Here is a 19,965-nt window from a genome sequence, read left to right as displayed (position 1 = left end):
CGCGTACGCCGGTACCGGCCGCGTACGCCGGTACCGGCCCGCTGACCGCGGGACGGAGCGGAGGCCGTCCGGTCGGCGCGAGCGGAGGCCGATCGGCGCCGTCGGCCCGCCCCGCTTCCCGTCCCGCTCCCGTCAGGCGGCGTCCGGAAGCCGCTTGGCGAACCAGTGCTCGGCATACGGCTCTTCGTTGTGCGGCTCGGTCTCGGTGTAGCCGAGGCGCGCGTACAGGGCACGGGCCTCGACGAGGTCACCGCGCGTGTCGAGCACCATCCGCGAGGCCCCGAGCGCCCGTGCCGCGTCCTCGGCGGCCCGTACGAGCAGCGCGGCACCGCCCCGGCCGCGCATCCGCTCGTACAGGAACACCCGGGTCAACTCCGCGGTGCCGGCGTCCAGCAGCCGTACGCCCGCCGTGCCCGCCGCCTCACCGCCGTACCGGGCGACCAGCAAGCGGCCCCGGGGCGGGGCGAGGTCGGCGCCGGGCTGGGCGGCGATCTCCCGCTCCAGTTCTCCGGGGTCGGTGCGCCGTCCCTCGTGCAGCAGGTACCAGCGGTCGCTGACCTCCGTGTAGTACGCGCGCCACAGGGCGGCGGCTACGGGGGAGTCGTACGGTTCCGGGGCGACGGTCCAGGTCATGCCCGCATTCTCGGGACGGGTGGGCGTCCCGCGCGAGCGTATTTTCCCACCGATGCGCCGTTCCCGCTCCCCGTGCGCCGTTTGACCGGGAGCTGAGGGGCAACCCGAACCGCGAGCCGGCCCGCCAGGAGAGCCGGTCGGGCCGATTACCCGGAAGGCACTCATGTCCACAGGCGTGATCATCGCTTTGATCGTGATCGTGGCGGCCGTGCTCGTCGTGGCGGCCGTCCTGGCCCTGCGCGCACGGGGCCCCCAGCACGGCGGAAGCCTGAAGCGGCGCTTCGGGCCCGAGTACGACCGGGCCGTGGCCCGGCACGACGGAGACACCAAGGCGGCCGAGCGCGAGCTGGCCGACCGCGTGGAACGGCACGGGTCGCTGCGTGAACGGCAGTTGGAGCCGGCCGAGCGTGAGCGCTTCGAGGCGCGCTGGGCGGCGGCCCAGGAGCGCTTCGTCGACTCCCCGCGGGAGGCGGTCGGCGAGGCGGACCGGCTGCTCGCGGAGCTGGCCGGAGCCCGGGGCTTCCCGGACGGCGGACAGTACGAGGAACAGCTCGCGGCCCTGTCCGTGCACCACGCCCACCACGTCGACGGCTACCGGCGCGTGCACCGCGTGACGCACGCGCGCGTGGACGGCGCGCAGGACGCGGGCGCGGGCACGGAGGAGATGCGCGAGGCCATGGTCGCGGCCCGCGCGCTGTTCGAGGACCTGGTGCACCCGGCCCGCCACCACGACGGAGGCCGGCACCGGGCCGGAACGGACGGCGACGGAGCGGCGCCCGCCACCCGCGCGCACCACTCCTTCTCGTTCAGCAAGAGCCGGCCGAAGGAGAGTTGAGGCACATGTCCGACGTGACCCGGCAGCCCGGCGGCACCCCCGCCGAGCAGGAGACGCAGTATCCCGGCGCACGTGGTGCGGCCGTCCCGGACACCGGCCGGGCGGCCGAGACGCCCCCGGTTCCCGGAGCCCGGGCGGACCACGCCGCGGGCGCCCGCGCCGACACCACCCCCGGCCTGCGGACCGACGGGGCGGCACACCCCCGGCCCACCGGCGAACCCACCACCCCGACCGGTGCCCGGGCCGGCACCCCGGCCGGCGTCGCGGACGCGGCCCACGGTGGCGGCGCGCTCCTCCCGCACGAGGAGTGCGACAAGCTCGGGCAGCGGCTCCAGCACGCGGTGGCCGGCTTCGTCGACGCGCCGCGCGCCTCCGTGGAGGAGGCGGACCGCATCCTGGAGGAGCTCACCGCCCGCTTCACGGACGCCGTGGCGCACCGCCGGCGCACCCTGCGCACGTCCTGGCACGACACCGGCCCGGACGACCGCGCGACGAACACCGACACCGAACAACTCCGCCTCGCCCTGCGGGACTACCGCGAGCTGGCGGACCGCCTGATGCGCCTGTGACCGACGGGCGTCACCGCTCTGCCCGGCGCTCCCGCCACTGCCGTACGACCTCTTCGACGTCGTAGGGCTTGAGACCCAGCGGGGGGCCGGGCGGCGGCTTGAACATGACGTCGCGGATCTTGACGTTGATCTCCTCGACGATGCGGCGCACCACCCGTTCCGACGGGGCGTTCGCCGCCGCCTCCAGGGCGTCCTCCGCCTCCTTGCGCAGCGCGAGGGTCGGCGGCAGCACGGAGAAGCCCTCGCGGGCCATCTTCCGCTTGACCCACCAGAGTTCGTCGTAGGTACCGTCCATTTCGCCGGGCAGGGGCTTGCCCACGCCGGGCAGGTCGGCGAACTCGCCTCGCGCGTCCGCCTCACGGATCTGTTTGTCGACCCAGGACTCGAAGTCGACGCCAGGTGGCTTTCGCTCGGTCATGACCTCATTGTGCCGGACACGGCACCGGCGGCCGACTTATCATGCGGCGGCGATACGTCAACGAGGGACGTCTCTGGAGGAGCGCACGTGCTCGAACTCACCATGGCCGCCGTCACCGCGGCGGACGCGGGTGCCACGGCCGGCATGCAGATGGCCGAGGCGCCCAGCGAGCCGGGAGCGGTGCTGCGGGTGGGCAGGGACAAGTCCGTGTGCCGGCTGTCGACGCCGGACGACTGGCTGTTCGTCTCCCGGGTCCACCTGGAGTTCCGCTGCGGACCCGACGGCACGTGGCAGCTGACGTGGCTGCGCGGCTCCCAGCCCGACCCGTCCTGCGAGGTCCGGCTCACCGTCGACGGCCACGCGCGGCCCGTGTCCTACGGCGGCACCGTGCCGCTGCCGAGGGGCGGGAGCGGCGAGATCGTCGTCCAGGACCGCACGGAACCGCGCAGCGTCAACGTCGGCTTCTACCACGAGGCCTGAGCGCGCCCTTTCGCGAGGCCTGAGCGCGCGCCGCCCTCACTCCAGCACGCGGGCCAGCGCGAATCCGTCGTAGCCCTTGCTGCCGACCGTCTGGACCGCCGTACCGCTCAGCCGCGGGTGGCTGCCGATCATCTCGATCGCGGCGCGGGTGCCGCGCACGTCGTCGCCGGTGTCACCGGCGTCGGCCACGCGGCCGCCGCGGACCACGTTGTCGACGACGATCAGGCTGCCGGTGCTGGTGAGCCTCAGGGCCCACTCCAGGTAGTGCGGGTTGTTTCCCTTGTCCGCGTCGATGAAGACCAGGTCGAAGGGCGGCGGGTTGTCGTCGGCGAGCTTCGGCAGCGACTCCAGGGCCGGCCCCACGCGTACGTCGACGAGGGCGTCGAGGCCGGCGCGGGCGATGTTGCGGGTGGCGACCTCGGCGTGCCGGGCGCTGTACTCCAGCGTGACCAGGCGGCCGTCGGCGGGGAGGGCGCGGGCCAGCCAGATGGTGCTGTAGCCGCCGAGGGTGCCGATCTCCAGGATGGTGCGGGCGCCCTGGATCTGCGCCAGGAGCTGGAGGAGCTTGCCCTGAGCGGCGGTGACGTTCACCGGCGGCAGCCCGGCGGCGTCGCTTTCCCGCAGGGCGGCCTCCAGGGCGTCGTCGGCGGGGGAGAGCTGGGCGGTGAAGTAGGCGTCGACGTCGTCCCAGAGCTGCGAGTCGCTCATGCGGGGCCTCCCGTGTGCGTCGTTAGCTTTTCTAAGTAGGTGCGCTAACGAAGATAGCCGGGGGGCGGTGCGCGCAGGGGCGTTCCGGTGGGCGTGTTTCGGTCGAGCGGGAGGTGGGCGGGTGGTGGGCGCGCTGTCCGCACCACCCGTCGGTCTCGTCCGCACCGCCCGTCGGTCTCGTCCGTGCGCCGGTCCTACGCGCGCTCGCGCGCGTCCAGCGCCGGTGCCGAGCCCGGCAGCGGCCGTCCGGCCGACTCCGACATGAACCACACCGCCACACCGCCGACGACGGCCGCGGCCATCATGTAGTAGGCGGGCATCATCATGTTGCCCGTCGCCCCGATCAGCGCCGTCACCACCAGCGGCGTCGTCCCGCCGAACAGGGACACGGACACGTTGAAGCCGATCGACAGCGAGCCGTACCGCACCCGCGTCGGGAAGAGCGCCGGCAGCGCGGACGGCATCGACGCGGTGAAGCAGACCAGCAGCAGGCCCAGCGCGGCCATGCCCAGGCCCACCGCCCACAGGCTGCCGTCACGGATCAGCAGCAGCGCCGGCACGGACAGCAGCAGGAAGCCCGCGCAGCCCGCCGCGATCACCGGACGCCGCCCGACCCGGTCGGTCAGCGCGCCCGCGAAGGGCTGGACGACCATCATCAGCGCCATCACGGCCAGCACCACGAGCAGCCCGTGCGTCTCGTCGTACTTCAGCTCGCTCGTCAGATAGCTCGGCATGTACGACAGCAGCATGTAGTCCGTGACGTTGAAGACCAGCACCAGGCCGACGCAGAGCAGCAGTGCCCTCCACTGCCCGGTGACCATCTCCCGCAGCGGCACCTTGACCCGCTCCGCCTCCGCCTTCTCGACCTCGGCCGCGAACGCCGGCGTCTCCTCCAGCCGCATCCGCAGGTACAGCCCGATGATGCCCATCGGCCCCGCGATCAGGAACGGGATCCGCCAGCCCCACGATGTCAGGTCGCCGTCCGACAGCAGCGCCGTCATCAGCGTCACCAGGCCCGCGCCGCCGATGTACCCGGCCAGCGTGCCGAACTCCAGCCAGCTCCCCAGGAACCCGCGCCGCTTGTCCGGCGCGTACTCGGCGATGAAGGTGGACGCGCCCGCGTACTCACCCCCGGTGGAGAAGCCCTGCACCAGCCGCGCGACCAGCAGCAGCACCGGCGCCCAGACGCCGATCGTCGCGTACGAGGGGATCAGGCCGATGGCGAACGTACCCGCCGCCATCATGATCATCGTCAGGGCGAGGACCTTCTGCCGCCCGACCCGGTCCCCGAGCGGCCCGAAGACCATGCCGCCCAGCGGCCGGACCAGGAACGCCGCCGCGAAGGCGCCGAACGTCGACAGCAGCTGCGCCGTCGGGTTGCCCGACGGGAAGAAGACCTTGCCCAGCGTCACGGCGATGTAGCTGTAGACACCGAAGTCGAACCACTCCATCGCGTTGCCGAGCGCCGCCGCCTTGACGGCACGCCTGACCAGCGCGGGATCGGTGGCGGTGGGCGGGCCGTCGGCACGGGAGGAGGGTGGCACGGACGGTGCGGGGGTCGTGCGGGACGGATGAGCGACGACGGGGGCGGCCGACAAAACTTCGCTCGCCTACCTTTCGACGGGAACAGGGACGCCCCGACCCGCACGGCGGCACTGTCGCCGGGCCGGAAAGAACCCGCGGCCACTCGGCCACGGGCAGAAAGGCGACCATAGGCGCTGATGCGCCGCTTACGCCCGGTATGCTCTTCGTTGCACAATGCATCAAAAGGGTGTGCACGCAGGGACATCCGCGCGCCACGGAGCGCTCCTTTCCTCCGTGACCTGTGATCCTTCTCGCTCCCAGAAGAGGCAACCGGCCCTCTCCCGCACTATCGTCGTCCGAACAAACAGCCGGAAGGCGGCCGAAACCCGGGCAGGAGAAAAAACACGGCGAAAAGCGGGCGGCGGTCAGGTTGAGCGGGGGTTGCCTGCGTCTCCCCCCGGGGGGTGGTGCGAGCCTCATAGGGTTCGCAAGGACGACACATCGCGTGCACGGGCGCGATACGAACGGGGCGGGAGGCCGACGGGGCGTGGCGAATGCGGAGCACAGTGGGCGACCGGCGGAGGCTTTCGGAGCCCCGGCCGTCGATGCGACCAGGGCACGGATGCGCGTGGCCCGCCTCGGCCTGTGGCTGGTCGCCGCCATCCTCGCCGTCCGGCAGCTGGCCGCGGTCCTCAGCACTCCGAGCGGAGAACGGCTGACGGACCTGGAGACCTGGGTCGGGGAGCACGGCGTCCTGCACGTGGAGGGCTCGCTGTACGAGTCCACGCAGTTCACCGGCACACCCTTCGTCGGCCTGGTCCTCAAACCCTTCACCCGCGCCGCCGAGCAGGCCCTCGGCTGGGGCTGGACCTTCGGCTCACTGCTGCTGGTCGTCGCGCTCGGCCTGGTCGCCGCCCGAGCCCTGCCGCGGCCGGTGGGCCGCCGCACGGCGCTGCTGGCGGCGCCGGTCGCCGTGAGCCTGCTGATGCTGTCCCTGCCGGTGCGCAACGCCCTGTGGCTCGGCCAGACCAGCATCCTCCCCGTCCTGCTCGTGCTGCTGGGCTGCTTCGCCGTACGGGGGGAGCACGCCGACCGTGTCGGCGGGGTACTGATCGGCGTCGCCGCCGCCTTCCAGCCCACCGTGCTCCTCTTCGTGCCCCTGCTCTGGTTCACCGACCGCAGACGCGCCGCCGTGTCCACCGGCGTCACGTTCCTCGCCTGCACCGCCGTCGCCTGGGCGGCGATGGCGCAGGACTCGTACACCTACTGGGTCCACCACATGGCCGGCGTGGGCCTGGGCGGCGAGGCCGACGACCTCGCCAACCAGTCGCTGCACGGCGCCCTGCTGCGCCTCGGCCTGAACGGCCCGTTGGAGATCGCCCTCTTCCTCCTGCTCGGCGCGGCCGTCGCCGTCCTCGCCCTGCGCCGCGCCGTCCGCTACGCCCGCGACGGCCAGCTGCTGCTCGCCGTCGCCGTCACCGGCTGCGCGGCCGTCGTGGTGTCCCCGGCCACCTGGCAGCACCAGCTGCTGTGGGTGCTGCCCGCGCTCGTCGGCCGGGTCGGCAAGCGCGCCTCCGACCGCCTGGTGTGGCCGGTCGCCGTCGTCCTGGTGATGACGCTGCCCGCGAAGATGATGCTGCCGAACATGGCGGCCCTGTACCCGCTGCGCGACAACATCGTCCTGCTCGCGGCGCTGGCCGCCGCCGTCGCCGTGCCCTTCCTGCCGCGCACCTCGCCGTACTTCGACACCCCGGTCCCCACCAGCTACGCCCCGCCCGTCCCGGCCCGCTTCAAGCGCGTCCCCCTCCTCCCCTTCCTGCGCCGGGTCCTCACCCGCCCCAACCTCCTCCTGGAACTGCTCCTCATCCGGGTCACCTACGCCGCCTACTCCCAGGTCCGCCTCGCGGCGACCGGTGGCAGCAACTCGGCGGGCCGGGCCCGCGCGGAGGAGCACGGATGGCAGATCCTCGACATCGAGCGCTTCCTGCACCTCGACATCGAGCACGCGGTCAACCACGCCGTGGTGAAGATCGGCTGGCTGCGGGACTTCTTCGACTTCTACTACACGTCGTTCCACTTCGTCGTCCCGCTGGCCGTCCTCGGCGTCCTGTACTGGCGCCGCCCCGTCGACTACCGCTGGGCCCGCGCGTCCCTCGGCTTCACCACGCTGCTGGCCCTGGTCGGCTTCTGGCTGTACCCGCTGGCGCCGCCGCGCCTGATGCCGGGGCTCGGGATCATCGACACGGTGCACGGCGTGCAGGACTTCTCCAAGCCGGACTACGGCACGCTGACCCACCTCACCAACCAGTACGCCGCGATGCCGTCGCTGCACTTCGGCTGGTCGCTGTGGTGCGGGGTGGCGATCGCGGTCATCGCCCCGAAGCTGTGGATGAAGGCCCTCGGCCTCCTGCACCCCCTCTTCACCGTTGCGGCGATCGTGGCCACCGGCAACCACTGGGTGCTGGACGCGGTGGGCGGCGCGGCGGTCGTGGCGGCGGGCTTCGGCCTGGCGTACCTGTTCCAGGGCCCGAGGGCCCGGGTGACGACGGCGGCGGCCAAGGAGACGGCGGCGGCGAAAGACACGGCGGCGGCGAAAGACACGGCCGTCGTCACAGGCACGGCCGTCGTCACAGACACGGCCGCTGTCACGGACTCGGCCGCCGACAAGGAGACCGCCCCCGCCCCGTCCCCGGCCAGGGACACGGCGGACGCAGTGGACAGGGCGGACACGGCGGAGGACACCGAGGGCGCTTCCCCGCCCGCCGACGACCTCAGCAGCGGCCCCCCGTCCCAGGTGAAGGACCGTACCGGGAGCTGAGCCGGTACTCGCCGGGTGCCTCGACCGTCAGGCGGGTGAACTCGCCGTCCCGGGCGAGGCACCCGCCGTCGGCCCGCAGCCACGGCGACCAGGCGACCCGTACGGTCACCGAGCCGGGCCGGTCCACGCGCAGCACCAGGTCGGCACCGGAGGTGGCCACGACGGTGCCGGGCTCGGAGACGAGCGGTACGGCGTCCCGCACCCGGAACACCCGCCAGTGCTCGTCCTGCCAGACGGGCTCCAGCCAGTCGGGGCGCAGCTCCGGGTCCCGCACGAGGGCCGCCTCGGCCTTGGCGGGCCCGTCCGGTTTGGCCTGCGGAAGCACCACGAAGCCGACCGCCCAGCGGTCCAGCCAGTCCCGGTAGGTGGTCGCGGAGAAGGTCCCGTCGTAGAAGAGGCGGCCGCGTTCCACGTCGAGCTGCCGGTTCCAGCCGCGGGCCAGGTTGACGTGCGGGGCGAGCCCGGCGGCCTCGCGGTGGTCGCGGGCGGGCACCACCTCCACGCGACCGCGGTCCGCGCCGAGCCCGTCCAGCGCCCGTACGACACCGTCCGTCTCGACGGCCCAGGCGGGCACCGCGGTGTACTCCGTCAGGTCGTCGGCGGTCTTCTTCACCGTCCACCCCACGGAGAAGACGAGCGCGACGATCAGCAGACCGCGCGCGATCCGCCGCGCCCGGTCCGTGCCGAGCAGGGCCGCGAGCAGCACCGGGGGTGCGAAGTACTCCGCGAACCGCTCGACGTTCGTGCCGATGGGGGAGGCGACGACGTACGTCAGCACGATGCCGGCCGCGTACACGGCCCCGCTCCACCGGGCGACCCGCCAGGCACGCGGGGCCAGCACGGTGACGGCGAGGCCGAGCACGACCGGCGGCCATATTCGGCCCGCCGGCATCGGCTGCTCCCCGTCGAAGGGGAACAGCAGCGTGGTCAGCCCGACGACCGCGGCGGGCGGCACGAGGAGCACGAGGGCGCGGCCCCGGTCCCGTACGAACAGGAACCCGGCCCCGACGACGGCCAGGAACAGCCCGGCCACCGGCGACGCCATGGTGGCCAGCGCCGCGTACCCGGCGGCGAGCACGAGCCGTCGCTCCCGGACCAGGAACACACAGGCCGCCAGCCCGAAGGCCAGGCCGAGCGCGAAGGTGGTGCGCCCCGAGGCGACGTTGCACCACAGGGCGAGGGAGGCGAGCAGGGCGACCCACAGCGGCCTGCGCACGCCGGTCCGCATGATCAGCACGGCCGCCAGCCAGGCGGCGGCCAGTCCGGACAACGCGGTGACCGTGCGCACGCCGAGCGCGGCCATCAGGTACGGCGAGATGACGCTGTAGTTGGCGGTGTGCACCCCGCCGTACCAGAACAGTCCGTAGGCCGAGGAGCCGTGCCGCGAGACGAAGTCGGTCCAGGCCACCTGCGCGGCGAGGTCACCCCCGCCGGTGGCGAGAAACACCCACCACACCGCGTACAGCGGGATGGTGGGCAGCGTGACGAGCAGGGGCACGCGATGCCGGCGCCCGAAGGCGCGCAGGGCATCGCTCGGGCGTCTCTCCCGGCGCCGTTCGGGGCTCGGGAGGGTCGTCAGGGCGGCAGGGGCCACGGTCGGGTTTCCGTTCGGTGTCATCGAGGTGCACGGCGGGGGCACGTGCGAAGACGATAATTCGAACAGAAACGTTGATCGGGTCCCGGCCGGATCAGTGGGCGGCGGTGGAGGCCCAGTCGACGAAGGCGGCGAACGCGGCGGGGACCAGGGTGAGGACCGGCCCCGCCGGGGTCTTGGAGTCGCGGACGGCGACGGTGGTGCGGCGGGGGAGTTCGGCGACTTCGAGGCAGTTGCCTCCCTGGTCGCTGCTGTAGCTGGACTTACGCCACTGGATCCTCGTCGGCAGAGCCTTGTTCCCCATGGCGTTCCTCCATCAACCGGCGGATCAGCTGCGCCGAATCCCTGAAGGGAAGCGCGGCGGCCCGGGAATGATCGTAACGGAGTGAACACTCCTTGACGGTCTCCGGGTTGGCGGTCGGATGGCCGGTGCCGTACCCCTCCGTGTAGACGATGGCCGGGTATTTTCCCTCGGTCCTCGTGGGCCACCGCCCGGACCAGTACCGGATGAGCTTCACGGCCGGCGCTCACGCGGTGCGGCACGTCCGGCGCATCGTGCGTTCGTACCTGTGCGAGTGGGACCTCGTCGACCTGACCGACGCCGTGGAACTCGGCGTGACCGAACTGCTGGCCAACGTCGTGCGCCACGTACCGGACCGCCGCTGCACGCTGCTGTTGCTGCGGCGGGCGGACGGGGGCGGGGTCCGGGTGGAGGTGGCGGACGGCAGCCCCCGGCACCCCGTGGTGGCCGTCGCGGTGGACGACGACTCGGTGAGCGGCCGGGGGCTGGTCCTGCTGGAGGCGGTCGTGGACAAGTGGGGCGTGGGGCCGGGCCCCGGGGACGGCAAGACCGTGTGGTTCGAGTGCGGGGGCGCCGGTCAGCCTTAGGCCAGGGACTCCTGCGACGGGACGACCACGCCGTACATGTCGGCGATCGTGGCGAGGGCGCCCTGGTGCACCTGGCGGGCGTCCAGTTCGGTGTCCGCGACCGGCAGCGCGCGGGTGGCGCAGGCGTCGGCCACGACCGTGGGGCGGTTGCCGCGAAGGAAGGCGCCCTGGGCGGTGAAGGCCACGCACATGTGCGTCATGAAGCCGACGACGACGAGGTCGTTGTTGCCGACCGCGTCGACGTGCTCGCCCAGGTCGGTGCCGAAGAAGGAGTCCGGTGCCTGCTTGGTGACGACCGCTTCGCCGTCGACGGGAGCGACGCTCGGGTGGATCTGCCCGATCTCCGCCCGGATGTCGTACGGGGTGCCCTCGCCGCCGTCGTGGACGACGTGGATGACCTTGGCGCCCTCCTGGCGGGCCCGTGCCAGCAGGCGGGAGGCGGCGTCGAGCGCGGCCTGCCAGCCGTCCAGTTCCATCACGCCGGTCGTGTAGGTGTTCTGGTAGTCGACCAGGACGAGGGTGGAGTCGGCGAGCTTGGCGGGAGTGTCGTCGAGTCCGTTGAGGCGGCGCAGCGTGGTCCTGGGCATGGGGAACCCCCTGGTGGTCGGAGTGGGATGACGGGTGGCGACCCGCGCCTACGACGCTACGGCCGGCGCGGGATGTCGGCAATGTCGTCTAACCTGCAGATACCGACATGCCCGGTAGTCGCAAGACCGCAAGACCGCATGACCTGCGTGGCCACGCGCCCGCGGGAGATCGCCGAGGAGCCCGTGAACTCCGTGGAACGACTGATCGTCGTCGTCCTCTTCGAGGGTGTCGACCTGCTCGACGTCACCGGACCGCCGGAGGTGTTCGCCCTCGCCCGGCGCGAGGCGGCGGAGGCGGCGGGCTACGACGTCGTCCTCGCCGCCGAGACCCTGGACCCCGTCACCACCGGCGCCGGGGTGCGCGTCCTGCCCGACGCGACCTTCGACGAGCTGGCCACGAGGGCCGTCGACACCCTCATCGTGCCCGGCGCGGTCGAGGTCGACGAGCGGGGCCGTGTCCGCGCCCTCACCGACCCGGCCGTGGTGAAGCGGGTCGGGGAACTCGCCGGCCGGACCCGGCGGGTCACGTCCGTCTGCGTCGGCGCGCACGTACTGGCCGCCGCCGGACTGCTCGACGGCAGGCGCGCCACCACCCACTGGTCGACCGCGCGGCAGCTCGCCGAGGAGCATCCGGCGGTCGAGGTGGACGCCGACCCGATCTTCGTCCGGGAGGGCGACGTGTGGACGGGCGCGGGCATCAGCTCCTGCCTCGACCTCTCCCTCGCCCTCGTCGCCGACGACCTCGGCGAGGACGTCGCCCTGCGCGTCGCCCGGCAACTGGTGATGTACCTGAAGCGGCCGAGCGGCCAGAGCCAGTTCAGCGTCCCCCTGGAGCAGGTCTCCACGACCCGCCGCGTCGAGGACCTCCGCCACCACGTCCTGCGCAACCTCACCGAGCCGCTCACCGTGGCCGACCTCGCCGCGCACGTCCACGTCAGCGACCGGCAGCTCACCCGGATCTTCAAGAACGAACTCGGCACGACCCCGCACGCCTACATCGAGTCGGTCCGCGTCGAGGCGGCGCGCCGGCAGCTTGAATCCACGGACGCCACCTTGGAACGCGTCGCCTCGGCCTGCGGTTTCGGCACCGTCGACACCCTGGTCAGGGCCTTCCGCCGCAGACTCGACACCACTCCGACCGAGTACCGCCGCCGCTTCCGGACCGGCACGAGCGCCCACGGCTAGTGCCCTGACCGGGAAGGTCCGCCGGTCTGGGCAGGCGGAACTCCGCTGCCGCGCAACCCCACTCCACTGACCGAGCCGACGGGAGCCCCGGCCGGGCCGCGCCACCAGAAGAAGGTGGGAAGGGCGCTCAGCGTCATACCGGCCGCGCCGGTCCACGAGGTCCCGGTCGCACCGAACGCGGACCCGGACGCGCTCGGCCGCCTTCCGCCCACCGGCCCCCGTCGCTGACGTCGCACCGATGCCGGACACACGAAGGCGGCGGCCCCGGGGATCAGGGGGCCGCCGCCTTCGGTATGCGGGAGCGGGGAGGGCGGCCGGGTCAGTACCAGCCGTTGGACTGCCAGAAGCTCCAGGCGTCGCAGGCGCTGCCGTAGCGGTTTTTCATGTAGTCCAGGCCCCACTCGATCTGGGTGGCCGCGTTGGTCTTCCAGTCGGAGCCGGCCGAGGCCATCTTCGAGCCCGGCAGGGCCTGGACCAGGCCGTAGGCGCCGCTGGAGGAGTTGGTGGCGTTGACGTTCCAGTCGCTCTCGTGGTCGACGATCTTCGAGAAGCACTGGTACTCGGCCGAGTCGCCGATCATCTTCTTCGCGGTCGCCTGTGCCGAGGAGGCCGGCGTCGCGGCCTGCGCGGGCGCGGCGGCGATCAGGGACCCGCAGGTGGCCGCGGCCAGGGCGGCGCCCGCGAGGGCCTTCTTCGGGGTGGCGACGGTGCGGAGGAGGGAGACGGCGGTCAACGGAGGGCCTTTCGTCGGGGACGGGGGCGTCGGCGCACGCCGGCCCGCACGGGCCCCGCATGCGTCGGCGCCGCTGCCCGGGAGGGTGTCGGCGCCTGGCGACCGGTTCAGAGAAACAGGCGGGCCGGTCGTCCGCAATCGTCCCTTTTGCTAAGCGTGGTCGTAGGAGCGGGTGGAGGGTGCTCCGCGCCTGGCCCCATGACCCGCCCGCCGCCCGGCCTGCGGCTACGAAACTGCTTCGCAGGTGAACCACGTCACGTGGGGCGGCTCACCTCGTCGGCCTCCTCGAACGCGACCGGCGCCTCGAACGCCGCCCGGCGGGTGGCCCGGCGCAGCGCCTTCAGGAGCGGGGTGCCGAGGGCGAGGGTCAGGACCACCGTCACGGCGGCGCGGCCTCCGTCCCAGCCGAGGGACGTGGCCAGGCAGTACGCGAAGAAGCGGGCCAGGTTGTCGGGGATCGACGCGTCCGGGTCGAAGGCGATGTTCGAGGCGAGCGTGTTCATGAAGGTCCAGCCCGCGAGGTTCATGACCGTGCCGTAGGCGAAGGCGGCCAGGAAGCCGTACGCGGCCAGCATGAGCAGTTCCGCCCGGCCGCGCAGCCGGTCGGGGCCGGGCAACAGGCCCGCGCCCATCGTGAACCAGCCCATCGACAGCATCTGGAACGGCATCCACGGCCCCACCCCGCCGGTGAGCAGCGCGGACGCGAACATCGTGACCGAGCCGAGGACGAAGCCGAAGCCGGGGCCCAGCACCCGGCCGCTGAGGACCATCAGGAAGAACATCGGCTCCAGGCCGGCCGTCCCCGCGCCGATCGGGCGCAGTGCCGCGCCGGCCGCCGCCAGGACGCCCAGCATCGCCACCGCCTTGGGGCCGAGGCCCGACTCCGAGATCGTCGCCGCCACCACGGCCACCAGCAGCACCAGCAGGCCCGCGAACAGCCACGGCGCGTCCTGCGCGTGGGCGTTCAGGGAGGCGTCCGGCGGGGCCAGGAACGGCCAGCCGAAGCCCGCCACACCGACCGCGCTGACCAGCACGAGCGCGGCGACGGAGCGCGGGCCGAGGCGGACCGCGCGGGCCTGGCGGTCGCGCGGTGAGGACGGCACCTTCATGCCAACGCCTCCCGTACCTGCGCGACCGTGAGCCACTTCCGAGGCGCCAGCACCTTCGCCACCTGCGGCGCGAAGGACGGCGAGGCCACCACCACGTCCGCCGCCGGGCCGTCGGCGATCACCTCGCCCTCCGCGAGCAGCACCACGCGGTGGGCCAGCTCGGCGGTCAGCTCCACGTCGTGCGTGGCCAGTACGATCGCGTGGCCCTCGGCGGCCAGCGAGCGCAGGATGCCGGCCAGCCGGGCCTTCGCCGCGTAGTCCAGGCCGCGCGTCGGCTCGTCCAGGAGGAGGAGCGGAGGGCGGGCGGTCAGGACGACGGAGAGGGCGAGGGTGAGGCGCTGGCCCTCGGAGAGGTCGCGGGGGTGGGTGTCGTCGGTGACTCCCGGGAGCAGTTCGGTGAGCAGGGCGCGGCAGGTGCCGGGGGCCGCCTCCGCGTCCCGGTCGGCGGCCTGGCACTCGGCGGCGACCGTGTCGGCGTACAGCAGGTCGCGCGGCTCCTGCGGGACCAGGCCGACCCGGCGTACGAGGTCGCGGGGGGCCGTGCGGTGCGGTACCGCGTCACCGGTCCGGACGGAACCGGAGGACGGTTCGACGAGGCCGACTAGCGCGGAGAGGAGGGTCGACTTCCCGGCGCCGTTGCGGCCCATCAGGGCGACCGTCTCGCCGGGGGAGACGGTCAGGTCGACGTGGCGCAGCGCCTGGACGCGGTCGCGGCGGACGGCGAGGGCACGGACCTCGGCGGCGTACGGCGTGGAGGCGGCGGACGTTTCCACCCGCTTTCCGCGCCGCCACCGGCGGGAGGGGGCGGGGCGGAGCGCGGGGGGTGCCGGGAGCGAGGCGGCCGGTGCGGCCGGTGGGGTGCGGTCCGGGATCTCCCGGTCGGCCAGCCGGTCCCGCAGCGGGGCCGCACGGCGGCGGGCGTCCCGGATCGTCAGGGGCAGCGGGGACCAGCCCGCCAGCCTGCCCAGGTCCACCACCGGGGGGTACACCGGGGACACGGCCATCACCTCCGCCGGGGGACCCAGCAGCGGGGGCTCTCCCGGGGCCGGGAGCAGGACGACCTGGTCGGCGTACTGGATGACCCGCTCCAGGCGGTGCTCGGCCATCAGGACCGTCGTACCGAGGTCGTGGACCAGGCGCTGGAGGACCGCCAGGACCTCTTCCGCCGCCGCCGGGTCCAGGGCGGAGGTCGGCTCGTCCAGGACCAGCACCTGAGGGTGCGGGGTGAGGACCGAGCCGATGGCGACCCGCTGCTGCTGGCCGCCGGAGAGCGTGGCGATGGGGCGGGACCGCAGGTCGGAGAGGCCCAGCAGGTCCAGGGTCTCCTCGACGCGGCGGCGCATCACGTCCGGCGGCAGGCCCAGGGACTCCATGCCGTAGGCGAGTTCGTCCTCGACGGTGTCCGTCACGAAGTGGGACAGCGGGTCCTGGCCGACCGTGCCGACGACGTCGGCGAGTTCGCGCGGCTTGTGGGTGCGGGTGTCGCGGCCGGCGACCGTGACCCGGCCGCTCAGCGTGCCGCCGGTGAAGTGCGGGACGAGGCCGCTGACCGCGCCGAGGACGGTGGACTTGCCGACCCCCGAGGGGCCTGCGAGCAGGACCAGTTCGCCTTCCGGGACCTCGAAGTCGACGCCCCGGACGGTGGGTCCGGTCGCACCGTCGTACGTGACCGACACGTCCTCGAAGCGGATCACGACGGCTCCTTCACAGCTGTCTCGGGCGCGGGGGTGACGAACGCGGGGAGCAGGCCGATCAGTACGGCCGCCGCCGGCCACAGGGGGAGGGACGGCGCGACCAGCGGGACCACGCCCGGGTGCAGCGCCGCCGGGTCGCGGGCGGCGGCGAGGAACAGCAGGGCCGCGACGGCGGCGCCGGACGCGGTGACCAGCCAGGCGCGGGCGTCCCAGCGGTCCGGGCGGTAGCGGGTGCGCACGGTCCGGCGGCCACCGAGCCACAGGCCCCCGAGGGCGGCGGCGACCCCCGCCACGAGGACGGGGACGCCGTACGTGCCGCCCGCGGCGGTCAGCAGCCCGTACGTCCCGGCGCAGACGCCGAGCAGGCCCGCGAGGGTGAGCGCGGCGGTGGTGCGGCGTACGGCGGCCGGGACGTCGGCGGTACGGCCGTAGCCGCGGGCGTCCATCGCGGCGGCGAGGGCGACGGAGCGCTCCAGGGCGCCCTCCAGCACCGGGAGCCCGACCTGGAGCAGGCCGCGTACGCCCCTGTCCGGACGGCCCCTGAGGCGGCGGGCGGCGCGCAGCCGCTGGACGTCGGCGATGAGGTTCGGGGCGAAGGTGAGGGCGACGACGACGGCCACGCCCATCTCGTACAGGGCGCCGGGGAGGGACTTGAGGAGGCGGGAGGGGTTGGCGAGGGCGTTCGCGGCGCCGACGCAGATGAGGAGGGTGGCCAGCTTCATCGCGTCGTACAGGGCGAAGGTGAGGCCCTCGGCGGTGACCCGGCCGCCGAGGCGGATGCCCTGGGCCCAGTCGGGGAGGGGGACTTCGGGGAGCGTGACGAGGGTGTGGGTGCCGGGAATGGGGGAGCCGAGGACCGTGGTGAAGAGGAGGCGGATGAGGAGGACGGCGAGGGCGAGCTTGACGAAGGCGCCGTAGGAGCGGGACCACGGCGCGTGGGGGCGGCGGGTGACCACGACGTAGGCGGAGACAGCGATGAGGAGGGCGAGGAGGAGGGGGTTGGTGGTGCGGGTGGCGGCGGTGCCGAGGGCGAGCGCCCAGAGCCACCAGGCGCCGGGGTGGAGGGAGGTCGTGACAGGGCGTCGGGGGCCGGCGCCCGACGGCCTGCCGACCGAGGGCCTGGCCGCCGACGGTCCGGCGGTACGACCGCCCGCGGGCCGCGGCGCTGGTGCGGCGCCGCGGCCCGCGGACTGAGCGGGCTGCCCGTTACGGGGCATTCCTGCGCCGCCTCGCCTGCCAGGTCGCCGCTCCGGCCAGGACCGCCACGATCGCGACGCCCGCGTAGAGGCCGACCGATGGGCCGTCGGATTCGTCCTCCGCGGCCTTCCGGCCCGACGGCTCGGCGGGCGTCGGCTCCTTGTCCGCCGACACCTGCTCCCCGCACCCCGACTTCGGATACCCCGCGATCGCGCACAGCAGGGCGCTGTTGTCGTACCTGAGCGAGCCCGCAGCGGCGGCCAGGGCGTCGGCCGTCGTCGCGTCGGGGGAGACCCGGGCGCAGGCCGTGCGCGGGGCCGGCGGGGTCTCGCCCGAGGGGGCGTCGGAGGCCGTACCGAAGTCGAGGACCAGGGCGACGCGCTTGGTGCCGTCCTCGGCCGGTGTCTGGGCGCAGATCGACGTGAAGTCCGCCGTGCCGCGGGGCCGGGCCGCGTCGCCGGAGTTCACGCTCACCGCGAAGCGGAAGCCCTGGACGTCGCCGTCGGAGGGGCGGGCGAGGGACGGGCCCTGCGTGGCGTAGACCCACTTGTCGCCGTCGCGGTCCCAGAAGGACCAGTAGCGGTAACCGGCGGCCTGCGCCTGGCCCGCGCTCCCGATCAGCAGGAACGCGGCCAGGAAGAGGAGGACGGCGCGGCGGGTCACGGCTGCTGCTTCTTGCTGCGGCCGCTGAGCAGGAAGCCGATGCCGATGCCGAAGACCAGGCAGACACCGACGAACCACCAGACGCCGAAGCCGGAGTCGTCCTTCTTCTCGTCCTCGTCCGCGGCCTTGTCGCTCGTGGCGGCGGTGTCCTTCGCCGCCGCCCCCTGCGGAGCCGGCCCCGTCGCGTTCAGCTTCTCCACCAGGTCAGTGCCGCCGAAGGCGCGCGGGTCGGTGCCCGTGGCGTGCGCGGCGAGGATCAGCTGGGCGTAGGCGGCCGGGCCGCTCTGCTCGGCCCACTTCGCGGCGTTCTTCTCCAGCCAGGCCAGCGGCTTCGCCGCCTTGTCCGCGCCGCCCTGCGCGGCGAGCGCCACGACCGCGTCGGCGGTGTTGCCGTAGTCCGGCTGCTCGGTGGAGCCGCCGAGGGCCGACTTGAGGTGGCCGTCCTTCGCGAGGGTGTCGGCGAGGTAGGCGGCACCGTTCGCGGCGGCCTGCTCGCGGGTGGGCTCGTCCGCGTCGGTGCAGCCGGCGCCGCCGGCCTTCTCGGCGGCCTCGGTGACCAGGCCCTTGCCGAGCGCGCCGAGGACGCCGGCGGCCGTGGCGTCCGCGTTGGCGAGCAGCTTGCCGTCCTGGTCCGGGTACCCGAAGGCGCCGGCGTCCTCGGCGCAGGGCAGGGCGGAGGCGAGCAGCGCGTCGTACGGGGACTTGCCGGCCTTCCTGACCTTCTCCGGGTCGGTCTCCGTGGCGGTCAGGGCGCCGATGACGACGGAGGTGGAGTTGGCCTCGCTGGGCCCGCCGGGGGTGTAGCCCCAGCCGCCGTCCTCGTTCTGCACGGACTTCAGCCAGGCCAGGGCGGACTCGACGACGTCACCGTGGCCGCCCACGGCCCACAGCGCCTGGACGGCGGCGGCCGTGCTGTTGGTGTCGACCATGGTCTTGGCGTCGCAGGCCTTGGCCGGGTCGGCGCGGAAGGGGGCGAAGGCGCCGTTGTCGCACTGCTGGTCCGTGAGCCACTTCACGGCCTGGGACGACGGGACGACGCCCGCCGTGTCCTGCGCGAGCAGCGCGAGGGACTGGCGCCACACGCCGTCGAACTGCGGGTCGGCCGACCCGTACAGCCCGGACGGACTCGACGGCGCGGACGCCGACGTGGACGGTGACGGATCGGCGGCGACCGCGGGCGCGGCGACGCCGATCACGGCTATGGCGGCCAGAGCCGCGGCGCTGCTGCGACGGCGGACGTTCATGAGCGGCGGGTGCCTTTCCCTGTGCGGGGCCGGACAGCACGGGGCACCCCCGGCGGCTCGGCCCCGTATGCCTCGACGGTGCCCGTGCACGGCGGGCGCCGGGCACGTGAGCCGGTCACGTCCGCGCGGGGCAGTCCGGCTCACCGTCCCCGGAAGGCGGCCTCGACGGCCTCGGCGGGCGGCTCACGGTTGCGGGTCAGCGCCGGAATTGCACCGGCTTCCCCCCGTACGGGTGTGATGACGACGCCGCCACTTTACCCGGAGGCAACCGGACCGGACCCGTGCGCTCGCTCACGCTCCTCCGCCCCCGTCACACGGGGCTCCCCGGCCCCCGTCACGTCGAGCAGCCGGCACGCCGTCTCGATGTCCGCCCCCACCTGGGCGATCGACGCGCGTCCGGACAGCCAGGCGATCAGCGTCGAGTGCCAGGTGTGCTCGATGACGCGGACCGCCGAGAGCTGCTCGGCGGTGGGACGGTCCAGGCCGCCCATGGCGTCCAGGATGATCGCCGTGGTCCGGCGGGACACCTGGTCGACCTCGGGGGAGACGCTGCGGTCGGCGAAGGTCAGGGCGCGGGCCATCGCCTCGGCCAGCCGGGGTTCGCGCTGCAGGGCGCCGAAGGCCCGCATCAGGGTCTGCGCCACCCGGTCCGCGGCCGTCTCGCCGGCCGGCGGGCTCCTGCGCAGCGTCCCGTGCAACTGCTCCAACTGGTCCTGCATGGTCGCGACCAGCAGGTGGACCTTGGACGGGAAGTAGCGGTACAGCGTGCCGAGGGCGACCTCGGAGGACTCCGCGACCTCGCGCATCTGCACCGCCTCGAAGCCGCCCCGGCAGGCGAGCCGGGCGGTCGCGTGCAGGATCCGGCGGCGGCGCGCCCGCTGCCGCTCGGTGAGGGGCGGGGCGGGGGAGCGGTTCGCGGGGCCGGGCGCGGCCGCTTCCGGGTTGTCCACCTCGGTCACCTTCTCCCCGCCGTCAGGCCCGGCGCCGTGTCCGGCGCGGTCTCCGGCGCCGGGGGCGCGCCGTGGCGTGAATCACCTGATCCACTCGTCACAGCGCCCCTACCTGCCGGTAGATTCGGAGCCTCTG

20 protein-coding genes, 1 pseudogene and 1 riboswitch are annotated in these 19,965 nt (G+C 73.8%); of the genes and pseudogenes, 6 read left to right on the top strand and 15 right to left on the bottom strand.

Going from position 1 to position 19,965, the window contains the following annotated elements:
* Positions 1–132 precede the first annotated feature (132 nt).
* Positions 133–633, bottom strand: coding sequence for a GNAT family N-acetyltransferase (locus ACLIN4_RS10780; RefSeq protein WP_100049050.1), 501 nt, complete (start codon positions 631–633; stop codon positions 133–135).
* Between the two features lie 163 nt (positions 634–796).
* Here ACLIN4_RS10780 and ACLIN4_RS10775 point away from each other — a divergent pair, with 163 nt between their 5' ends.
* Both ACLIN4_RS10775 and ACLIN4_RS10770 read left to right on the top strand, forming a co-directional pair.
* On the top strand, positions 797–1,468 hold the full coding sequence (locus ACLIN4_RS10775) for a hypothetical protein (protein ID WP_107476432.1): 672 nt from the start codon (positions 797–799) through the stop codon (positions 1,466–1,468).
* Positions 1,469–1,473: 5 nt separating this feature from the next.
* Positions 1,474–2,037, top strand: a complete 564-nt coding sequence (locus ACLIN4_RS10770; RefSeq protein ID WP_290013526.1) for a hypothetical protein — start codon at positions 1,474–1,476, stop codon at positions 2,035–2,037.
* A 10-nt stretch (positions 2,038–2,047) separates the two neighbouring features.
* Here ACLIN4_RS10770 and ACLIN4_RS10765 read toward each other — a convergent pair whose 3' ends face one another.
* Positions 2,048–2,455: a DUF1992 domain-containing protein gene (locus tag ACLIN4_RS10765; protein ID WP_100049047.1), complete on the bottom strand. Its 408-nt coding sequence runs from the start codon at positions 2,453–2,455 to the stop codon at positions 2,048–2,050.
* Positions 2,456–2,542: 87 nt separating this feature from the next.
* Here ACLIN4_RS10765 and ACLIN4_RS10760 point away from each other — a divergent pair, with 87 nt between their 5' ends.
* The gene (locus ACLIN4_RS10760) at positions 2,543–2,935 is read left to right on the top strand and encodes an FHA domain-containing protein (protein ID WP_179342268.1); all 393 of its coding nucleotides are present in this window, start codon (positions 2,543–2,545) and stop codon (positions 2,933–2,935) included.
* 36 nt (positions 2,936–2,971) lie between these two features.
* Here ACLIN4_RS10760 and ACLIN4_RS10755 read toward each other — a convergent pair whose 3' ends face one another.
* Both ACLIN4_RS10755 and proP read right to left on the bottom strand, forming a co-directional pair.
* Positions 2,972–3,643, bottom strand: coding sequence for an O-methyltransferase (locus ACLIN4_RS10755; RefSeq protein WP_100049045.1), 672 nt, complete (start codon positions 3,641–3,643; stop codon positions 2,972–2,974).
* A gap of 194 nt (positions 3,644–3,837) precedes the next feature.
* Positions 3,838–5,241: a glycine betaine/L-proline transporter ProP gene (gene proP / locus ACLIN4_RS10750; RefSeq protein WP_373429051.1), complete on the bottom strand. Its 1,404-nt coding sequence runs from the start codon at positions 5,239–5,241 to the stop codon at positions 3,838–3,840.
* 473 nt (positions 5,242–5,714) lie between these two features.
* Here proP and ACLIN4_RS10745 point away from each other — a divergent pair, with 473 nt between their 5' ends.
* A complete protein-coding gene (locus tag ACLIN4_RS10745) occupies positions 5,715–7,985 on the top strand; it encodes a phosphatase PAP2 family protein (protein ID WP_411575719.1) in 2,271 nt (756 codons plus the stop codon).
* Here ACLIN4_RS10745 and ACLIN4_RS10740 read toward each other — a convergent pair.
* The 3 genes and pseudogenes from ACLIN4_RS10740 to ACLIN4_RS10730 all read right to left on the bottom strand — a co-directional run.
* Positions 7,939–9,603, bottom strand: a complete 1,665-nt coding sequence (locus ACLIN4_RS10740) for a hypothetical protein (protein ID WP_411575718.1) — start codon at positions 9,601–9,603, stop codon at positions 7,939–7,941. The genes ACLIN4_RS10745 and ACLIN4_RS10740 overlap by 47 nt on opposite strands.
* A 70-nt stretch (positions 9,604–9,673) precedes the next feature.
* Entirely contained in the window at positions 9,674–9,883 is a 210-nt protein-coding gene (locus tag ACLIN4_RS10735) for a DUF397 domain-containing protein (RefSeq protein ID WP_411575717.1), read from the bottom strand.
* Positions 9,843–10,040: pseudogene (locus ACLIN4_RS10730) on the bottom strand (XRE family transcriptional regulator); the annotation flags it as partial. The pseudogene ACLIN4_RS10730 and the gene ACLIN4_RS10735, both read right to left, overlap by 41 nt.
* On the opposite strand from ACLIN4_RS10730, the gene ACLIN4_RS10725 reads away from it, so the two are divergent.
* On the top strand, positions 10,033–10,467 hold the full coding sequence (locus tag ACLIN4_RS10725) for an ATP-binding protein (protein ID WP_411575716.1): 435 nt from the start codon (positions 10,033–10,035) through the stop codon (positions 10,465–10,467). The pseudogene ACLIN4_RS10730 and the gene ACLIN4_RS10725 sit on opposite strands and share 8 nt — an antisense overlap.
* Here ACLIN4_RS10725 and ACLIN4_RS10720 read toward each other — a convergent pair.
* Positions 10,464–11,054, bottom strand: a complete 591-nt coding sequence (locus ACLIN4_RS10720; RefSeq protein ID WP_411575715.1) for a cysteine hydrolase family protein — start codon at positions 11,052–11,054, stop codon at positions 10,464–10,466. The genes ACLIN4_RS10725 and ACLIN4_RS10720 overlap by 4 nt on opposite strands.
* A 183-nt stretch (positions 11,055–11,237) precedes the next feature.
* On the opposite strand from ACLIN4_RS10720, the gene ACLIN4_RS10715 reads away from it, so the two are divergent.
* A complete protein-coding gene (locus ACLIN4_RS10715) occupies positions 11,238–12,239 on the top strand; it encodes a GlxA family transcriptional regulator (RefSeq protein ID WP_289904038.1) in 1,002 nt (333 codons plus the stop codon).
* A gap of 319 nt (positions 12,240–12,558) precedes the next feature.
* On the opposite strand, the gene ACLIN4_RS10710 is transcribed toward ACLIN4_RS10715, so the two are convergent.
* From ACLIN4_RS10710 to ACLIN4_RS10680, 7 genes are all read right to left on the bottom strand, one after another.
* Positions 12,559–12,972, bottom strand: a complete 414-nt coding sequence (locus ACLIN4_RS10710) for a transglycosylase SLT domain-containing protein (protein WP_411575714.1) — start codon at positions 12,970–12,972, stop codon at positions 12,559–12,561.
* 254 nt (positions 12,973–13,226) lie between these two features.
* Entirely contained in the window at positions 13,227–14,081 is an 855-nt protein-coding gene (locus ACLIN4_RS10705) for an ECF transporter S component (protein ID WP_307652891.1), read from the bottom strand.
* Positions 14,078–15,775: an ABC transporter ATP-binding protein gene (locus tag ACLIN4_RS10700; RefSeq protein ID WP_289903530.1), complete on the bottom strand. Its 1,698-nt coding sequence runs from the start codon at positions 15,773–15,775 to the stop codon at positions 14,078–14,080. Before ACLIN4_RS10700 ends, ACLIN4_RS10705 begins: the two co-directional genes overlap by 4 nt.
* Positions 15,772–16,992: an energy-coupling factor transporter transmembrane component T gene (locus ACLIN4_RS10695; protein ID WP_411575713.1), complete on the bottom strand. Its 1,221-nt coding sequence runs from the start codon at positions 16,990–16,992 to the stop codon at positions 15,772–15,774. The genes ACLIN4_RS10700 and ACLIN4_RS10695 overlap by 4 nt, the downstream gene beginning before the upstream one ends.
* Positions 16,982–17,635, bottom strand: coding sequence for an SCO2322 family protein (locus tag ACLIN4_RS10690; RefSeq protein WP_411575712.1), 654 nt, complete (start codon positions 17,633–17,635; stop codon positions 16,982–16,984). Before ACLIN4_RS10690 ends, ACLIN4_RS10695 begins: the two co-directional genes overlap by 11 nt.
* On the bottom strand, positions 17,632–18,879 hold the full coding sequence (locus tag ACLIN4_RS10685; protein ID WP_290013534.1) for a prenyltransferase/squalene oxidase repeat-containing protein: 1,248 nt from the start codon (positions 18,877–18,879) through the stop codon (positions 17,632–17,634). Before ACLIN4_RS10685 ends, ACLIN4_RS10690 begins: the two co-directional genes overlap by 4 nt.
* A gap of 128 nt (positions 18,880–19,007) precedes the next feature.
* Positions 19,008–19,103: riboswitch (cobalamin riboswitch) on the bottom strand.
* 30 nt (positions 19,104–19,133) lie between these two features.
* Positions 19,134–19,829, bottom strand: a complete 696-nt coding sequence (locus ACLIN4_RS10680) for a TetR family transcriptional regulator (RefSeq protein ID WP_289903536.1) — start codon at positions 19,827–19,829, stop codon at positions 19,134–19,136.
* Positions 19,830–19,965: the final 136 nt, after the last annotated feature.

The sequence above is a fragment of the Streptomyces mutabilis genome, from assembly GCF_046628145.1.
Taxonomy (GTDB): Bacteria; Actinomycetota; Actinomycetes; order Streptomycetales; family Streptomycetaceae; genus Streptomyces; species Streptomyces mutabilis.
This window is presented reverse-complemented; position numbering and strand designations above follow the sequence as displayed.